Genomic DNA, 16874 nt, shown 5'->3' with positions numbered 1-16874 from the left:
TATGTCAATCCGTCTACGGACAATCAGTCACATTTCTCTCGACTTCCCCATGTTGGCAAGCAATTGGGCGGTATGAAAAATGATCAGCCAGACAATTTCAGTTCGTCAGTTCAGGAGAATATTCTCGAACACCAATTCCTGGCGGCACTAACTGCATCGCTGTGGCGACGCGGATTTCGGGATATCGAGGTGCTTCGAGCGGAAGTCGATGCCTTTGGACATGACCTGGTAGTGGAGGCGGGCGGTGTTGTTCGCCACATACAGCTCAAGGCCAGCGGCAGGCAGGCCAAGACCGCGCGGGTGAAGATCAATACCAGGCTCTCCCTCAAGCCAGCGGGCTGCGTGATCTGGTATCTCGACGATCCTGGCACGCTCGAGCTTGGGCCCTTCCGCTGGTTCGGGAATCGGCCCGGAGCCGGTCTCCCGGACCTTGGCAATCGAGTGGCAAAGCACACTAAGGGCGACGGCGCGGGAAACAAGGCTGAGAGAAAGGCCATCCGGGTACTACCAAAAGCCAGATTTACCGTGGTCGAAACCATCGACGAGATCGCATCCCTGCTGTTCGGCTATCCATCAGGAAGCGAGATCCAGCTGATCCGCCAGCAACTGGCGCAGTCCGATCTACCTGATTGCGCACCGGACTGGGTGCACGAGGTTCGCGGCGGCAATCTCGGCGCTGTTCCTGATGCACTGGACTGGAACAATTCAGTGCACTTTGCACATCTGGTCGACGGATACCGCATCTGCGAAATCCTCGGTCTCGGGGATCCGTTTGAATTCGAGGCTTGGATCCTCGAAAATGCCCAGGCTACCGGAATCTGGCCCTGCGGACCAGCGGTGCTCTGGGCCACGCTCTTTCTCGAACACCGGCGTTGGCGAACAGCGCCGATCGACCCTGACCCCGAGACGGTGGATCTTCTAGACCGCCTGTGCCAGCAATTGGGGGGCTCGCTATAAAAGGGTCCAAAAGGCCTGGACCAGCCCATTCCCTGATCGCCGAGTCAGTTTCCCTGTTCAGAGCACAATATTTCCCTGATCTGTCCGATTTAATTCCCTGTTATTGGAAGTAGGGAATTTGCTCTAGAACCCTCGGAAATTCAGGCCTTTCATAGCGAAATTGTGCTGAAAAACCTCTAGTTTTGCATGATTTCCCTGTTAATCGAACATTATCAGGGAAATTCATGGTGAGACCCGTTCGCTGCAGACTGCGTCGCGCACCACCATTTTATCCTTTAAAAACATCTACTTAGATGGAGCGGCATGCCCAAATATTGGAGTCCAGATGCAGATGGATGGATTTGGCGTAGAGATTATTTTGAGGGGTAATTTCCCCTGAGTTTCTAGCTTATGCGAACCCGAACATGATCCGCTGGCTGGGCCAGTCCAGCGGGATGTTGTTTTTCCGCATGTTCTGGCGGCCGGTAAGTTGCGGCGGCTGGGTCCCGTTGATGATCGCTGTTATGATATCGGGCGCCAGATAGCTAAGGCGAACAAGCTGGTTCAAATGGCGCGTGGAATAATGCGCGACCAGCGGTTGCGGGATATTGTGGATCCGATGATCTCGTGCTGCAAAGGCATGCGAAATGAGGCGGAGCAGGATGGGGTCAGCCTCACAGGTTGCCGAACCCCGATCTGGTGCAATAGCGAGTTTCCGTTCGATGCCCCTTGATACCAGCTTTGCCTCGACGCTGAACTTGTGCCTGTCTTCATGATCATTGAGGAGCAGGTCTATCGCAACAGTGTCAGCCGTTACCTGCACTTTCACGTCGAGTTCGAGCAACAGTTTTCGTTTGTCGGATAGGGCTGTCAATCCCGCGCGTTGGTTCGAGAACCACCGTGGTCAAAGCGCGAGTGTAAATCCGCCGTTTACCGGATAAGTCTGTCCGCTGATCCACGAACTCGCATCGGAGGCCAGAAAAAGCGCCATGTTGGCGATATCGTCGGGTTCGCCTGGCCGGCGTACAATATAGCGAGAGAACATTTTTTTCACCCGTTCTGGATCAGCCAGTTGCTGTTCAATCGCGGGGGTGCGGGTGGCGGAGATTGCGATGCAGTTGACGTTGACCTGAAACCGTGCGGCGCTGCGCGCTACGCTGCGCATAAAGCCCGCCGCACCGGCTTTCGCGCCGGCATAAATATCAAGGTCCGCGTCGCCATTGCGCGCAGCGTCGGAAATGATCGTGATGACCCGGCCCGGAGCGTTTCTTTCGATCAAGTCAGGCATGACGGCCGCGGTGCAATTTATGACTCCGTAGAGATTGACACCGATCGACTGGTTCCAGACTTCCGGTCCGGTTTCCCAAAATGGTTTCATCACTTCTGCGGTCGGATTGGCACCCATATTGCCGGCATTGTTAATCAAAGTCCCAACCGGCCCCAGGTCGGCCTTGATTTTTGCAACCATGTCTTTGACGGCGTCGAGATCGGTTACGTCAGACTGAACCGCAATCGCCTTTCCGCCAGCGGCGCGAATTTCTTCGGCCACGGTCTCCGCCCTGTCGAGATGGTAATCGTTTACAGCGACGCCGCCGCTATTATGCGCCGACAAATGAAGAGCGATCTGCCGCCCTACGCCTTGCCCTGCGCCCGTCACCAGTGCAACGCGGCCTGATTGATCGAGAATATCCTTGTCCATTTGTCAATATCCTTTCCTAGGCGTTTATGAATGCTATTTGGTCGATACTATGTCGTTTGAAATAAGGCTTTGGATCCGCTCCACGCTAAACCCGGCATTTGTCAGAACTTGTTGCCAATCACTCCCTCTTGGCGGGATTGCTTGCGGGGCGGGGTTGGCATCGCTCGAAAATTCGGGTGCGGCCTTTGTCTGCAATATGTCATCGACCCGTTGATAGATATTCCTGTGCGCCATATGGGGATGTTCCGCCGCTTCATCGGGAGCGAGGACCGGCGCAAAGCAGCTATCAGTGCCTTCGAGTAGCGATTGCCAATGCGCGCGGGGCTGGCTGGCGAACAGTTTTGTAAATTCATCACGCAGTTCGGGCCAAAGCGACGGGTCAAACTGTCCACGCGTGAAACGCTCATCTCCCTGGAGCCCCAGCCGTTCGATCAGTTCGGCGTAAAATTGCGGTTCGAGCGGAGCAATGTTGATCCAGCCGCCATCAGAACAACAATAACTCTGGCCGGCCCAATGCGAGCTGTCGAATATCTGTACATCCCTTGCGAAATTACCGCCAGTGGACGCTATCATGGACAGCAGTAGATTGAGCAGGTGCGCCGATCCATCGACAATCGCGGCATCAACCACTTGGCCTTGGCCGCCTGATCGAGCGCGTAAAATTGCGGCGAGAATCCCGAGAGCGAGATAGAGCGCTCCACCAGCGATATCGCCCAGAACCGTGGAAGGGGCTTGCGGAGCGCTGCCGGATGCGCCCGCATACCAAAGCGCACCAGACAATGCGGTATAATTGCTATCATGGCCTGCGGCTTGTGCCATTGGACCGGATTGGCCCCATCCGGTCATCCGGCCATAAACAAGTGCCGGATTACGCTCCAGGCAGATATCCGGGCCAAGGCCTAGCCGCTCCATCACACCGGGCCGCATTCCCTCGATCAGGGCATCAGCGTCAGAAAGCAGATCAAGCACGACTTCGACAGCCTCGGGCGCTTTAAGATCGAGCACAATCGATTGCTTGCCGCGATGATATATCTGCTGTGGGCGGGCTTTGCCCAAATCTGCGGCCGGTCGCTCGATGGCGATCACGTCCGCGCCCAGATCAGCAAGCAGCATGCCACAAAACGGTCCCGGACCAATGCCCGAAATTTCAATGATTTTTATCCCGGCAAGCACACCTGTCATTTTAGCAAATGCCGTGCCAGCACCCGGAATTTATGCACTTCGGTTGGTCCTTCATAAATACGGGCAAGTCTTTGGCCGTCATGCCAGTGGGCGAGGGGGCTCTCATATGTTCCACCGGCGGCGCCGTGGATTTGAATCGCGCGGTCGATTACTTTGCTCACCATTTCGGTGCAGACCATCTTGATCATACCGGCTTCTATCCGCGTATCGATACCTTGATCGGCCTTTTCAGCGCTAGCATACATCAGCAAACGGTTTTGCTGAATCTCGATCCAGCTATCGACAATCATCGACTGGATAGCCTGCTTTTCGCTGAGTGGTCCGCCAAAAGCCCGGCGGGTTTTCGCGTGCTCCACCATCATGTCGTAGCAGCGCTGGGCGATGCCCAAGGCCCGCGCTCCGACTTCGAAACGGGCCGCGGACAGCGACTTTTGAGCACCTGCAAAGCCCGCTCCCTCGCCACCGATCAGGGCCAGCTCGTCAACCTTGCAATCGTCAAAAATCAATTGGTGCGTCTTGAATTGACCCAGCATCGGAATCTCTCGTGCCGTTATGCCGGGATTGTCTGTCTCGACGGCAAACATGGAAATGCCGGCGGCTCCCTTACCCTTTTCGGTGCGGGCGACGACATAGACATGATCAGCATTGGCGAAGTTGCTGATCCATATCTTGTCGCCATTGATGACCCAGCCCTCGCCATCATGGGTCGCTTTGGTGTTGATAGACATGGCCGGATCGGCGCCGCCACTAGGTTCGGTCTGAGCAAAGCATAACCGCTTTTCGCCAGAAAGAACCGGATCAAGATATCGTTGTTTCTGCTCGCCTTCCAATCCGTAAAGATTGGGTAGCGGACAGCTCCCACCGAACTGGATTTCCGCAAGGCATTTACATTTTTCTTCGAAAATGGCGAGATAGGTGACAATCGGCAGATCGATTCCGCCAAGCGATTCAGGAGCTGTCAGACCCCAGAGTCCAGCTGCTTTTGCAGCTTCGCATCCAGGTTGATAGTCGGAGGGCGCAAGAACCTCTCCTGCCAATATGCGCTTCTCAAGCGGCATCTGGTAATCTTTGACCAATCGTCGGGTCAATTCGACAATCGCGGCCGTTTCTTCCGAGAATTGGTACATACGCTATTCTCCTCACCTAAATAGACATTGTTCTTGACTTATACTCAAGCATCATATTTGTTGGCTGTCAAACATATATAGGAGCTGAGGATATACTGTCGCGGATCAGTGGATTTGCGAGGGTGGATAAATAGACCTCACCAGTTTGGGAGAGAATAATGAATCTCGGAATTCATTTCGACCGCGCCATTGCTGCTTATAGACACAAGGAAGCAATCATCGATGGCGCTGAACGGATCAGCTATGATCAGCTTGGCGAAAACGCGACACGGCTTGCGAACGCGATGGTAGCGGATGGATTTCGGACGGGTGATCGCGCGGCAATCCTCATGCCAAATTGTCATCAGGCGATTGCGGTTGATGGCGCGGTGATGAAGAGCGGGATCGTGAAAGTGCCGCTCAATGCCCGAGTCTCGGCCGGTGAGATTCAAGCAATGCTAAAGGATAGCGGAGCCTCGATCCTTTTTACCCACGCTGGCCTGGTGGACCTTGCTCAGGCGAGCCTCGACGGCATCGACGGAGTCCGCCAGATCGTGGTGGTTGGCGATGTGGATCCTAGGCTCGGCTGGACCGATTTTGACAATTTCAAGGCTGCCGGGAGCGCTGATCCGGTTAGGGCAGAGCTGGATAAGGATAGTCTGTACAGTCTGAACTATACATCGGGTACCTCGGGAGTGCTCAAGGCCGCGATGCTGACGCACGGCAACTGGATTTGCCTAACCCGTTCCTATCTCATGGCGCAAGGTCAGGATTCCAGCGGATCCGGGCTTGCCGTCTATGTCGCCCCGATCACACACGCCGCTGGCGGACAAATACTGGCCAACATGTTGTCCGGTAGAAGCAACTTGCTCCTTACAAAATTCGAACCATCTGATTTTTTGCGTGTCGTCGAGGAATATAAGGTCACCGATGTGCTGCTGGTCCCGACGATGATCAACATGCTGTTGGAATGTCCTGATATCAAAAGCCGTGACATCAGCTCTCTCAGGAGGATAGTATATGGCACGGCGCCGATGGCTCCTGAACGGATAAAGCAGGCGCTCGCTGTATTCGGGCCGGTTCTTTCACAGGGCTATGGGCAGACAGAATCAACGGGAATCATCTCGACTCTGGGATTGGAGGATCATCTTGTTGTCAACGATCCTGCACTCGCGCATCGGCTAACCTCAGCCGGCAGACCGTCTTTTGAGGTTGATATTCGCATTGTTGACGAGGATGGAGGCGATGTTCCGACAGGTGAAATCGGCGAAATTATCGTGCGCGGCGATATGGTGATGAGGGGGTATTGGAATGCGCCGGAGCTTACCGCTGAAACGATCAGGCACGGCTGGCTCTATACCCGTGACATGGGCCGGATGGACGAGGACGGTTATTTATATCTGGTCGACCGCAAATCCGACATGATCATTTCCGGAGGCTTCAATGTCTATCCGGCAGAAGTCGAAAATGCGCTGATGGAACATCCTGCTGTATTTGAGGTAGCGGTCGTCGGTGTTCCTGACGTCAAATGGGGCGAGGCGGTTAAAGCGGTTGTCGTGACCAAGGCTGACACGAACGAAGAGGAGTTAGTCGCTCATTGTTCTGAACGACTTGCCCGCTTCAAGGCACCGCGCAGCGTCGATTTTGTGGATGCCCTGCCCAAGAGCGCGGTGGGAAAAACGCTTCGCCGAGTCATTCGCGAACAATATTGGGAAGGCATGTCGCGCCGGATAAGCTAGTCGCGCGTTGCGTGGGATCGATCAATTTGGCTACCTAGGTATCGAATCGCAAAAGTGTGTTCTGATATCCACGGAACAGGATTGTCTCGCCGTCTTCCACCCGAAAGATGTAGCAATAGATATTGCTGGACCGGCGGCCGTGGGCTGGACTTTTGTGATTCGGTCTTCCCGTGACTGCGATGGCCTCACGCTCATGCGGCCCTCTGATGGAAGCGATCTCGATCACCAATTTCGAAATGGTGACAAAAAGGTTCGAAAAATCGTGATTGTTTCAGCCTTGCTATAAATTGCTTGCTCCCAGGGGAGATTCAACTCCTTCGGTAGCTTTGAATACATAGGGCGCTTTTCCGGGACGGCCGGGGGAGGGACTGCAATATACCAAGTAAAATCAGGATGGAGCAGCATGGCCAACCACTCGGTATCCTTGTGATCCCCGATGTTCACGAAGGGATGTGGGGTAGTTTCGAGTTCTTTAGTGCTCAACGTCCGCCTCTCCGCTCTCGAATCATATTGTCGAATTAACAAATATATATTGACTGACCAACAAATATCTTTAAACGCATATTCGCTGAATGTACGACGAACATCATAAGATGTCTGGTGTCAGCTTTTTGGGAGAGAAATTATGCGTAAAATTTTCCATTCATCCGTGGCACTCGCTGCTTTGACGCTACCGATGACGGCATATGCTCAGGATAGCGATGCCGAAGACAGCATCATCATTGTTACTGCTCAAGGGCGAGAGCAAGCCTTGCAAGAAGTGCCGGTTGCAGTATCCGCGTTTAATGGGGAGTTGCTGGAGCAGGCCCGTATCACAGACGTTACCAGCCTTCAGACCGCTACTCCAAGTCTCGCGGTTGTGACCAGTAACCGGCCGGGAACATCGACCTCAATTTCGCTACGTGGCCTCGGGACCTCCGGCAATGATCCAGGATTGGAAGCTGCTGTCGGGTTTTCGGTTGACGGTGTTTACCGTAGCAGATCAGGAGCAGGTCTCGGGGATTTTGTTGATACCGCGGGTCTCGAGATTTTGCGGGGACCGCAAGGGACGTTGTTCGGTAAAAACACGACGGCGGGCGTCATTTCTGTCACGACAAGGCGCCCCGATCTCTATGATTTTGACGGCTTCATGGAAGGTACGGTCGGCAATTACGATCTTCTCCGTTTCCGTGGTGCCGCCAATCTTCCGCTTAGCGAAGACAAGGTCGCTGCTCGGTTCAGCTTCGGCTATCAAAGCCGGGACGGTTTCGTCAAAGATCCGTTGCGCAATACATCGTACAATGACCGCGACCGCTTCACCTTCTCGGGCAAGTTCCTGTTTCAGATCACTGACGACATCGAAGCGTTGATCATCGGTGATTATTCCGAAGCGGATGAGTCCTGCTGTCAATCCGTGCGTTTCACAAATGACTCCGTTGCACTGGCTGGCATCCTGGATGGTTTTGCCAGCTCAATCGGCGCGTCTTATCCAAACCCGCCAACTCCGACCGAGCGTGTGACATCGGTCAATAGCCCGGTTTTAAACGCAAATAAGGATCGCGGTATCCAGTTGCAGTTGAAGGCCAATCTGGGTGCAGCGGAGCTGACCTCGATTACAGCCTATCGCAGCTTTGACGACAAGCAGGACGGCGACGTGGATTTTTCTGGTGCCGATCTGCTTAGTCAACAAATCAACTTCGGGATTGACGCTTTTTCGCAAGAGTTGCGCCTGAAAGGCGAAGCCCTTGACGGCCGGCTCGACTGGTTGGTCGGTGGTTTCTACTCCGACGAATCCATTGAATATGATGAATCCATCGGGTTGGGAGTGCATCTTGATCCCTACGCCACCATTTTGAGCGCCGGGCTTGCAGGGCTTTACCCTGCACAGGCAAATGCTTTTGGGACGATGGCCAATCAGGACGCCGAAAGCTTTGCGTTGTTCACCCACAATATCTTCGAGGTGGCCGACGGTCTCAAGCTTACGGCTGGCTTGCGCTGGACCAAAGAGACAAAACAAGCCACCGGTAATCCATTTGCAAATGGCACCACCGGCGGAAATGATTTCCTGTCCATCATAAGGGCTGCGATCGATCCGCTGACCTCCCGGGCCAATTCCTTTGATCGGAGGGTTTCAGACAGCGCCTTCTCCGGCACGGCGGCAATCAGCTATGAATGGACCCCGGATTTCATGACCTATGCCAGTTACTCACGAGGATTCAAAGCCGGTGGCTTCGCTCTCGGCAGGGCATCGGCTGGGCCCGCATTTTCGACAAATCCCGTCTGCAGTGCATCTGGCAATGTGGCTTTAACTTCTCCTCCTGCACCTTTTGTCGTTTATCAATGCGACCCGGCCAATCCGGAGTTCAAGCCGGAGACTGTGAATTCTTATGAGTTGGGCCTCCGGTCACAATTCTGGGATCGTCGCGTAACGTTTAACCTTACGGCATTCCGCTCTGACATCAATAATCTCCAGGTCAATAGCTTTGTCGGTACCGGATTTTTCGTTACCAATGCAGGCACTGCAAGATCCCAAGGCATCGAACTGGAATCTGTGGTTAAAATTGTTCCAGGTGTGTCCATCGGCGGCAACGTCAGTTATCTAGAAGCGCTATACGGCGACAATGTAGGTGTGATTGCAAGCGGAGAGCCATCTGTGAGCGGCGAGCCTTTGAATGCTGCGCCGGAATGGAGTGGATCGGTATTTGCCAATCTTGACCTCCCTGTTTCCGACGAAGTTAGTTTTTTCGCGCGTCCGGAGCTTTATTTCAGAAGTTCGATCAAAACCAGCTCCCGTGTGGCAACCGATGGAAGTCCGCTCACTCTGGCGGGCTATGAACTGCTCAACGTGTCGGCGGGTATTCGTGTGGACGACCGATTTGAAGTTTCGGCATTCTGTCGGAATTGCACGGACAAGACGTACAATGGGCTGATATTCAACTCAGTTTTTCAAGGCGCAAGCCGGGATTCATTCTTAGGGGATCCAGCCGAGTATGGCGTTTCAATAAGGTTCGATTGGTAGAAAATACAGATGATGCCGATAGAAGATCGCGGAACTTTTAACTAGCTCTCCCCAATGGCCCGGTCCCCTTTTCGGGAACCGGGCTGTTTTTTGGCCCAGTTGGATACGCGTTCGTCATACAATTTGACTGTAAATCATTTAGGTATAACGGAATTATATTATTCTATTTGTTGAACAACAAGTAAAAATAAGGCAAAAACGTTAGGCCTAGTGTCTGGCTTAGGAGAATTGCGATGACCGAGATAGAATTGACGAAATCAAATGAGGGAGAGCCGAAGGCTATCCTGCCACATACGGTCGAATATTGGGCTTCCCAGAAACCAGGCGCGCTGGCGTTGGTTGAGGATGAGGAATCGCTGACCTACGGTGATTGGAATGAGCGGGCTGACGCGATGGCGGAGGGTTTGGCACGACTGGGAGTTGAAGCGGGAGACGTCATTGTCACACGCCTGCAAATACGATTGGAATGGGCCATTATTGCGTCCGCTGCCGCAAAGCTTGGCTGTTCGATCCTCGGTCTAAACTGGCGTCTTACGCCCAGCGAAGTAAATTACGTCCTTTCCAACAGTGAGGCGAAAGTGCTCATTTGCGACGATTCTGATCCCGCTGCTCTGCTGCCCGCATTCGAAGGGGTCCCGCTCAAGCTCAAGGTCTCGCTCGACGTACCGGCGGATGCGTTTGTCTCCTACGAAGAACTGTTCGTTGCCGATGCTCCGGAGCGCATTTCTAAAGGCGAGGCACCGCTGATCATATACACCTCAGGCACAACCGGCCTCCCAAAGGGCGTGAATATGAGCCCGGGTGAAGGAGCGGACATGCAAAAGATCATGGAATATTACCAGTCCATTGCTGCTGCCCGACCGCAGGTGCCCGGTGATGTGGTTTTAATCTCGATGCCGATGCATCATGGCGCCGGGCCCGGATTGGTGCGAGCAACCTTGGCCAGCGGCAACATCGGGATTTTACAGCGGCGTTTCGATCCCGAACGTACTCTGCAATTGATGGAGCAGCATAAGGTCACTTTCTGGACCGGTGTGCCGACAATGTACAAACGAATTAACGGACTGCCCGACGAAACACTGAAAAAGTACGATGTGTCTTCGGTCCGCTCGCTCGGCGTTGGTGCTGCCCCAGTACCGGCGTCGCTTAAGGAGTGGATTCGTGCGTTCTTCGGTGAAGTTCTCCACGAAAGTTACGGCGCTACCGAAGTCGGCATGATCAGCGACCTGGCTCCCGAAGAACAGAAGATCAAACCGGGATCGTCGGGCAAGCCACACCGCCATGTTCTTGTCGAAATCCGCGATGAGAATGGCAATGTCCTGCCTGCTGGAGAATCTGGCGAGATCTGGATCAATACGCCTGTCACCATCCGCAACTATGTGAACGCTGACTTGTTGGATAGCGACACGCTGGATGACCGCGGCTTTTTCCGTGTCGGAGATGCGGCTATGCTTGATGAGGACGGCTATATTTTTATCACTGATCGGGTCAAAGACATGATCATATCGGGCGGCGTGAACATCTATCCAGCCGAGATCGAAGCGGCTCTGATCCAGCATCCCGACATTCAGGACGTTGCAGTAATTGGTGTGCCAGACGAGGAATTTGGCGAAAAGGTGATGGCCTTTGTCGAGCTCAAGCCGGAAAAAAGCTTGACCGAGGACGAGGTGCGCGATTTCGCTGCAGAGCATCTCGCGTCTTACAAAAGGCCGCGTGTCATCGAGTTTCGTGACGAATTGCCGCGGAACACCATGGGCAAGTTATTGAAGAAAGATCTGCGGGCACCCTTCTGGGAAGGACGCGATCGCGCAGTTTGATTCCTGGCAAAACCATCGGAGAGGATTGAGATGACGTATATTACAACAGAAACGCATGGCCATATACTGACTATTACGCTTGATCGGCAGGAATCGCGCAATGCCTTTAATCGGGCGATGGCCGACGAGATGGAGCAGATAATCGATGACTACGAAGCCGACACCGAGCTTCGTTGCGCGATCATTTGCGCTAAGGGTCCCACATTTTCTGCTGGCCAGGACTTGAAAGCGGCGTTGAAAGGCGAGTTTGCGGCTACGCCGAAGCGTGGTGGTTTTGGCATTATGAGTATCCCGCCTGAAAAGCCGTTAATCGCAGCGGTTGACGGACAGGCACTGGCCGGCGGGATGGAGCTGACCTTGTGCTGCGATATCATTGTTGCGTCTGAAGAATCCATTTTCGGCTTGGCCGAAGCAAAACGGGGACTGGTTGCAATCGGCGGCGGTTGCTTTCGCCTGCCGCACCGGATTCCGCATAATATCGCGATGGAAATGGTAATTACCGCCGAACCCAAGTCCGCACAGGACATGCAACACTTTGGTTACGTCAACAGCGTCGTAAAATCCGACCAGGTGATGGGCGAGGCGATGCGTTATGCCGAATTAATTGCACGTAACGGTCCGATTGCGGTCAAGGCTTCAAAAGCACTGGCCTATCGTTCTGCTACCGAACAGTGGACAGATGAGCAGGCCTGGAAGGAGCAGGGGCCCATCGTCCAACCAATGATGAGTTCGGAAGATCGAATCGAAGGCATGAAGGCATTCGCGGAGAAACGTGACCCAGTCTGGACAGGAAAGTGAGCACCGCTGCAGCGGCCAGTTCAGAATCCCCCGTAACAACACGACCGTGGCTTACCGTGGCTATGCTGTGTGCGGTTTATGCCTGTAGCCAGCTTGACCGTCAGATCATGGGTATCTTGCTCGAACCGATCAAACAGGATCTGGGGGCAACAGATACACAGATGGGCTTTCTCGTTGGCCTGGCTTTTGCGGTATTCTATACATTCTTGGCTATTCCCATCGCAGTGGTGGCTGACAAGGGTTACCGCCGCAATATCATAGCAGCGTCCATCATCGTCTGGAGTGCGATGACGGCTGTATGCGGTCTGGTAAACACTTATACACAAATGGCGTTCGCGCGGATTGGGGTCGCCGTCGGGGAGGCTGGCTCGTCACCGGCTTCGGTATCCATCATTTCCTCATTATTTGACGAGAAGCGCCGCGCGACTGCCATGGGCGTTTTTGCAATGGGGGGTAGCATAGGTGTCTTGCTGGCCTTTCTGGGCGGTGGATTGCTGCTAGATAATTTTGGTTGGCGCATTACGTTCTTCGTCGTTGCAATTCCCGGTGTCATTCTGGGTCTGATGGTGTTGTTTGTCGTGCGCGAGCCGGACGTGCCGCCGAAGACATCCCCCGAAGACGAGCCCTCTGTGTGGACCACAACGCGGCACATGGCAAAGAGCCGTCCACTCCGTCATCTATTGGCCGGCAATGCTCTCGCGGGATTTGTGGGCTACGGGACTGTGCTTTGGACACCCGCCTTTCTCGTGCGCACCCATGGTTTGTCCGGCACAGAAATCGGGCTGACTTTAGCGGTCTTTGCAGGAATTGGCGGCGCTATTGGGACCATGATGTCAGGACGCGTGACCGACTATCTAGGTAGGTTCGACGAGCGCTGGCGGTCTTGGTCGATAGCCGTTGTCAAGGTTGCCCTTATCCCCTTCTCGATTGCATGGTTCATGATCGACAATTACTGGCTGGCCCTGTGTTTTTATGCCGTGCCGGCGGTGCTGGGTTCGTTCTACCTTGCCCCCTCGACCGCCATGATCCAGAATTTGGTTCGGCCCCGCATGCGCGCGGTTGCATCTGCGATTTCCATCTTCTTGCTCAATATTGTCGGGATGGGCCTTGGCCCGCAAGGCGTCGGCATATTGAGTGATCTGCTCGGACCCACATTCGGGGCGGATTCACTGCGCTATACCCTGTGTATTTTCCTGTTTGTGAATTTGTGGGCCGCATTTCATTTCTGGATGGCTGGAAACCACATGGGCTCACCAAAAGAAGCGATGGAGCGAGCAGTAGGATGAGAGGTCCTGGTTGGCCAGAATGGATTTGCGTTTCTCCAGCCATGCGGGCTGATTGTGCGATCGGCTATGGCAGTTAAGAAGCGGCGTACACAGGCGGAGAGGCGTGAAGAAGCGGAGACCCGACTTCTCGTAGAAACAATCAAACTAGTCGGTGAATGCGGTTATGATGGATTCACACTTGCCGACGTTGCCGAAGCAGCAGGATATAGTCGTGGTCTTCCGGCGCATTATTTTGGTAGCAAAGAAGGTCTTCTGGCCCGCGTCGTCGAGTATGTTACTCAGGATTATCACGACAGCATTGCGAAAAATCCTGAAATTTTACACGGGTTACCAGCGCTGGAAAATTTGGTGCATACCTACGTACGAGTGAACGGTGCACCCATAAGAACGTTTCAAATACTTACTGCTCAGGCTTTGGTGAGGTCTGGGCTCAAAATGACCATGTCGAGGCTGACCAATCAATCGCTGAAATCGATCGAAAAGGAAATCCGCGCGGGCATTGAGCTGGGTAACATCCGGAAGGATATAGATGTGTCTGCGCACGCAGCGATGATATATTCCTTCCTGCGCGGCCAATTGGCCTTTGCGGCATTTGATCGAGATTTCGATCAGGAGGCGGCTGGCAAGGAATTCATCGAGACGATGCGGGCACGCCTTGGTCTCGGCAACTAAATGTCCATCATATTTGTCAAATAGCAAACAAATAACTTGCAAATAGTCTAAGCTGATGCGAAAAGCTATCGGATAATTAGGAGAAGATCATGGATGGCGATACCGACGCGCTGTTTTCAGCGGAAGGGACCGACGCTGCAGCGAATATTCCAGCGCTGATGGGCGGAAAATGCAACGCATGCGGCAGCGTGTTTTTCCCGATGCAGGTGTATGGCTGCGAAACTTGTGGTTCACAGGATCTCGTGCCTCAAAGATTGACCGGTCGCGGCACGTTGATCTGCAGTGCTCCGGTATTCATGTCGATGAACCCGGCTCTTCCCGCACCATTTACTATCGGATCGATTGAACTTGAAGACGGACCAAAAGTCCGAACGATGCTTGCTGTAGAACAAGGTGTCGAACTCAATCCCGGCGACGCGATGGTTGCCTTGCTCGTACCCCAAACGCGCGAAGGGAAAGGCGAGCATGATCTGAGATTTGCTCCAGCCGGAAAAGGAAGCTGAACATGGCCAAATTAATCTCTGATCTCGCGCCGGTCTATGTCGTCGGCGTCGGTTTTCACCGCTACCAGCACGCTTCTGACACAACCTATGTTGAACTGGGGCTAAAGGCCGTTCGGGAATCACTGGCCGATGCCGGGATCGAATGGGAAAGCGTCGAGAGCTCATATGTGGCACATGCACTGCTGGGAATGGCTGTGGGACGCCCCATGCTGAGCCACCTTGGCGCACTGGGCAAGCCGATAGTACATGTTGAAAATGCATCTGCGTCTGGCTCGACTGCGTTCCGGCATGCGTGCATGGAGGTTGCCAGTGGTATCAGTGATGTCGCGCTTGCCGTCGGCGTTGATAAACCACCGAAAAAAGGCGTCTTCCGTTCAGCGACCGGTATCGAGAATCTGGCAGATGACGCGATTCTCCCGTTTACGCATTTTGCTCTTTTGACCGACGAGTATAGCCATCGTCACGGGATTGCTCCTGAGGATGTTGCCCGGATCGCGGTCAAGAACCATGCAAATGGTGCGAAAAACCCCAATGCCCAGCGACAGAAGGTTCGCACTCTGGATGATGTGTTGGGGGCAAACCCCATTTCCGGCACGCTTACCGCGTTGCAATGTTGCCCGATTGGCGAGGGCGCAGCCGCTGTGATCGTCGCTTCGGAAGACGGTATAAAGCGTCTTGGAATTGATCCGTCCCGGGCAATCCGCGTCGCATCGTCAGCGGCCGGCAGCGAAAAGGCAAACCAGGGGCTCAATCCTGATACCGCGCTGAGCAATGAAATCATGATGCGGGCCATTGCCGAGGCACAGATCAAACCGGAAGATCTTGACGTCATAGAGCTTCACGACGCTTTCGCCACAGAGGAACTGCTCTACGCAGAAGCGACGGGCATATGTAAGCCGGGTGAGTTCATCCCGATGCTGAAAGATGGCGCATGGGATATTGGCGGAAAATGCGCGATCAGTCCCTCTGGCGGCCTTCTCGCGATGGGCCATCCGGTCGGACCGACCGGTGTTGGGCAAATTGGTGAGCTGACTATGCAGCTTCGCGGGGAAGCAGGCGACCGTCAACAGCCGGACGCCAAGCATGGCCTTGCGCACATGGTCGGCGTTGGGGCGGTATGTTACGTCCACGTGCTTTCGAACTAGTCGGCCGCGATCAGATCAGGGAATACTTATCATGCTAATTGAACCAAGACTGCAAAGCGATCTACTCAAAGAGAAAGTGGCCATCGTAACCGGCGGTAGCCGTGGTATCGGCGGAGCGACGTCTGAGATGCTTGCTGCCAATGGCGCCCATGTGGTTATCGCGGACGTTGATGCTGACGCGGCCCACAAAGCTGTTGACGATATCAATGGCGCTTTCGGGTCAGACAGGGCCAGCGCATTTGTTGGCGACCTGCTGGCAGAAGGCGCCTGTGACGAGCTTGTCCACGGGACCGCAAAGGAGCGAGGTCGCCTGGATATTGTTGTCAATAATGCTGGCTATGCCTGGGATGGTGGTATCCATTCCATGACCGATGAGCAGTTCCAGGCGATGCTTGATATCCATCTCATCGTGCCGTTCCGGATTTCACGCGCTTGCGCACCAATATTCAGGACTGCGGCCGAAAAGGAGGATGCGAGCGGAGAGGCCGATTATCGCAAGATGATCATGGTTTCCTCGATGGCAGGGCAATGGGGCCTCATGGGCGCGGGTAATTATGCCTCCGCAAAGGCCGGGATGCTAGGGTTGATGCGTACGCTGGCTCAGGAATGGGGTCGTTTTCGCGTAAACTCCAACGCTGTTGCATTCGGAGTGATTCAAACACGATTTGGCCAACCGCAATCCGAAGATGAGGTTATTGAAGTTGACGGACGTAAAATCAAAGTCGGGATGCCTCACAAACAAGCTGCTCGCATGGGAGTAAAGGTCAATCCAGACCACAAGCCCACGCAGGAAGAAATTTACGCGACTAAACCGAATCCGATGATCACGCTCGGCCGGTCCGGCTCGATCCGCGAGGCAGCGGAGTCAATTTTCTGGCTGGCATCACCGCTTTCGGACTATGTTACCGGACAGGTGTTGACGGTTAGTGGTGGTGCACGCGGTGGAATGAGCTGACGATCCACCAAGACGGCATGGATCGTCGGACTGGCGGA

The 16874-nt window shown here is 54.1% G+C and carries 14 protein-coding genes; 10 read left to right on the top strand and 4 right to left on the bottom strand.

The features are described from left to right. Positions 1–72 precede the first annotated feature (72 nt). On the top strand, positions 73–957 hold the full coding sequence (locus ACHZCJ_RS08020; protein WP_394700077.1) for a hypothetical protein: 885 nt from the start codon (positions 73–75) through the stop codon (positions 955–957). A gap of 388 nt (positions 958–1345) precedes the next feature. Here ACHZCJ_RS08020 and ACHZCJ_RS08015 read toward each other — a convergent pair whose 3' ends face one another. From ACHZCJ_RS08015 to ACHZCJ_RS08000, 4 genes are read right to left on the bottom strand one after another with little or no spacing between them, the layout of a single operon-like run. Continuing rightward, positions 1346–1810, bottom strand: coding sequence for a hypothetical protein (locus tag ACHZCJ_RS08015; RefSeq protein ID WP_321325432.1), 465 nt, complete (start codon positions 1808–1810; stop codon positions 1346–1348). A gap of 30 nt (positions 1811–1840) precedes the next feature. Beyond that, entirely contained in the window at positions 1841–2635 is a 795-nt protein-coding gene (locus ACHZCJ_RS08010; RefSeq protein WP_321325430.1) for an SDR family oxidoreductase, read from the bottom strand. A 33-nt stretch (positions 2636–2668) separates the two neighbouring features. Next, on the bottom strand, positions 2669–3817 hold the full coding sequence (locus ACHZCJ_RS08005) for a CaiB/BaiF CoA-transferase family protein (RefSeq protein WP_321325428.1): 1149 nt from the start codon (positions 3815–3817) through the stop codon (positions 2669–2671). Continuing rightward, positions 3814–4944 (bottom strand): acyl-CoA dehydrogenase family protein, encoded by a 1131-nt coding sequence (locus tag ACHZCJ_RS08000; RefSeq protein ID WP_321325426.1) that lies wholly within the window; start codon positions 4942–4944, stop codon positions 3814–3816. The genes ACHZCJ_RS08005 and ACHZCJ_RS08000 overlap by 4 nt, the downstream gene beginning before the upstream one ends. A gap of 158 nt (positions 4945–5102) precedes the next feature. Here ACHZCJ_RS08000 and ACHZCJ_RS07995 point away from each other — a divergent pair, with 158 nt between their 5' ends. The 9 genes from ACHZCJ_RS07995 (at position 5103) to ACHZCJ_RS07955 (ending at position 16836) form a co-directional block, all read left to right on the top strand. Beyond that, positions 5103–6662 carry a long-chain fatty acid--CoA ligase gene (locus tag ACHZCJ_RS07995; protein WP_321325423.1) on the top strand — a complete coding sequence of 520 codons (1560 nt, stop codon included), beginning with the start codon at positions 5103–5105 and terminating at the stop codon, positions 6660–6662. A 625-nt stretch (positions 6663–7287) separates the two neighbouring features. Continuing rightward, positions 7288–9660, top strand: coding sequence for a TonB-dependent receptor (locus ACHZCJ_RS07990; RefSeq protein ID WP_321325419.1), 2373 nt, complete (start codon positions 7288–7290; stop codon positions 9658–9660). Positions 9661–9893: 233 nt separating this feature from the next. Then, positions 9894–11477 carry an AMP-binding protein gene (locus ACHZCJ_RS07985; protein ID WP_321325417.1) on the top strand — a complete coding sequence of 528 codons (1584 nt, stop codon included), beginning with the start codon at positions 9894–9896 and terminating at the stop codon, positions 11475–11477. 30 nt (positions 11478–11507) lie between these two features. Beyond that, the gene (locus ACHZCJ_RS07980; protein WP_321325415.1) at positions 11508–12275 is read left to right on the top strand and encodes a crotonase/enoyl-CoA hydratase family protein; all 768 of its coding nucleotides are present in this window, start codon (positions 11508–11510) and stop codon (positions 12273–12275) included. After that, positions 12272–13561 carry a spinster family MFS transporter gene (locus ACHZCJ_RS07975; protein ID WP_394700076.1) on the top strand — a complete coding sequence of 430 codons (1290 nt, stop codon included), beginning with the start codon at positions 12272–12274 and terminating at the stop codon, positions 13559–13561. Before ACHZCJ_RS07980 ends, ACHZCJ_RS07975 begins: the two co-directional genes overlap by 4 nt. Before the next feature lie 66 nt (positions 13562–13627). Then, complete coding sequence (locus ACHZCJ_RS07970; RefSeq protein WP_321325413.1) at positions 13628–14233, top strand: TetR/AcrR family transcriptional regulator; 606 nt, start codon at positions 13628–13630, stop codon at positions 14231–14233. Positions 14234–14322: 89 nt separating this feature from the next. Further along, entirely contained in the window at positions 14323–14736 is a 414-nt protein-coding gene (locus tag ACHZCJ_RS07965; RefSeq protein WP_321325411.1) for a zinc ribbon domain-containing protein, read from the top strand. Between the two features lie 2 nt (positions 14737–14738). Beyond that, positions 14739–15881, top strand: a complete 1143-nt coding sequence (locus tag ACHZCJ_RS07960; protein ID WP_321325409.1) for a thiolase family protein — start codon at positions 14739–14741, stop codon at positions 15879–15881. Positions 15882–15912: 31 nt separating this feature from the next. Beyond that, positions 15913–16836, top strand: a complete 924-nt coding sequence (locus tag ACHZCJ_RS07955) for an SDR family NAD(P)-dependent oxidoreductase (RefSeq protein ID WP_321325407.1) — start codon at positions 15913–15915, stop codon at positions 16834–16836. The last annotated feature ends 38 nt before the right edge of the window (positions 16837–16874 follow it).

The sequence above is a fragment of the uncultured Parasphingorhabdus sp. genome, assembly GCF_963677535.2.
In the GTDB taxonomy this organism is placed as follows: domain Bacteria; phylum Pseudomonadota; class Alphaproteobacteria; order Sphingomonadales; family Sphingomonadaceae; genus Parasphingorhabdus.
This window is presented reverse-complemented; position numbering and strand designations above follow the sequence as displayed.

Coding starts and splice junctions, on each gene's coding strand:
- ACHZCJ_RS07955 (WP_321325407.1), top strand. CDS start 15,913: ATGCTAATTGAACCAAGACTGCAAAGCGATCTACTCAAAGAGAAAGTG.
- ACHZCJ_RS07960 (WP_321325409.1), top strand. CDS start 14,739: ATGGCCAAATTAATCTCTGATCTCGCGCCGGTCTATGTCGTCGGCGTC.
- ACHZCJ_RS07995 (WP_321325423.1), top strand. CDS start 5,103: ATGAATCTCGGAATTCATTTCGACCGCGCCATTGCTGCTTATAGACAC.
- ACHZCJ_RS07985 (WP_321325417.1), top strand. CDS start 9,894: ATGACCGAGATAGAATTGACGAAATCAAATGAGGGAGAGCCGAAGGCT.
- ACHZCJ_RS07965 (WP_321325411.1), top strand. CDS start 14,323: ATGGATGGCGATACCGACGCGCTGTTTTCAGCGGAAGGGACCGACGCT.
- ACHZCJ_RS08000 (WP_321325426.1), bottom strand. CDS start 4,944: ATGTACCAATTCTCGGAAGAAACGGCCGCGATTGTCGAATTGACCCGA.
- ACHZCJ_RS07980 (WP_321325415.1), top strand. CDS start 11,508: ATGACGTATATTACAACAGAAACGCATGGCCATATACTGACTATTACG.
- ACHZCJ_RS07970 (WP_321325413.1), top strand. CDS start 13,628: ATGGCAGTTAAGAAGCGGCGTACACAGGCGGAGAGGCGTGAAGAAGCG.
- ACHZCJ_RS08005 (WP_321325428.1), bottom strand. CDS start 3,817: ATGACAGGTGTGCTTGCCGGGATAAAAATCATTGAAATTTCGGGCATT.
- ACHZCJ_RS07990 (WP_321325419.1), top strand. CDS start 7,288: ATGCGTAAAATTTTCCATTCATCCGTGGCACTCGCTGCTTTGACGCTA.
- ACHZCJ_RS08020 (WP_394700077.1), top strand. CDS start 73: ATGAAAAATGATCAGCCAGACAATTTCAGTTCGTCAGTTCAGGAGAAT.
- ACHZCJ_RS08010 (WP_321325430.1), bottom strand. CDS start 2,635: ATGGACAAGGATATTCTCGATCAATCAGGCCGCGTTGCACTGGTGACG.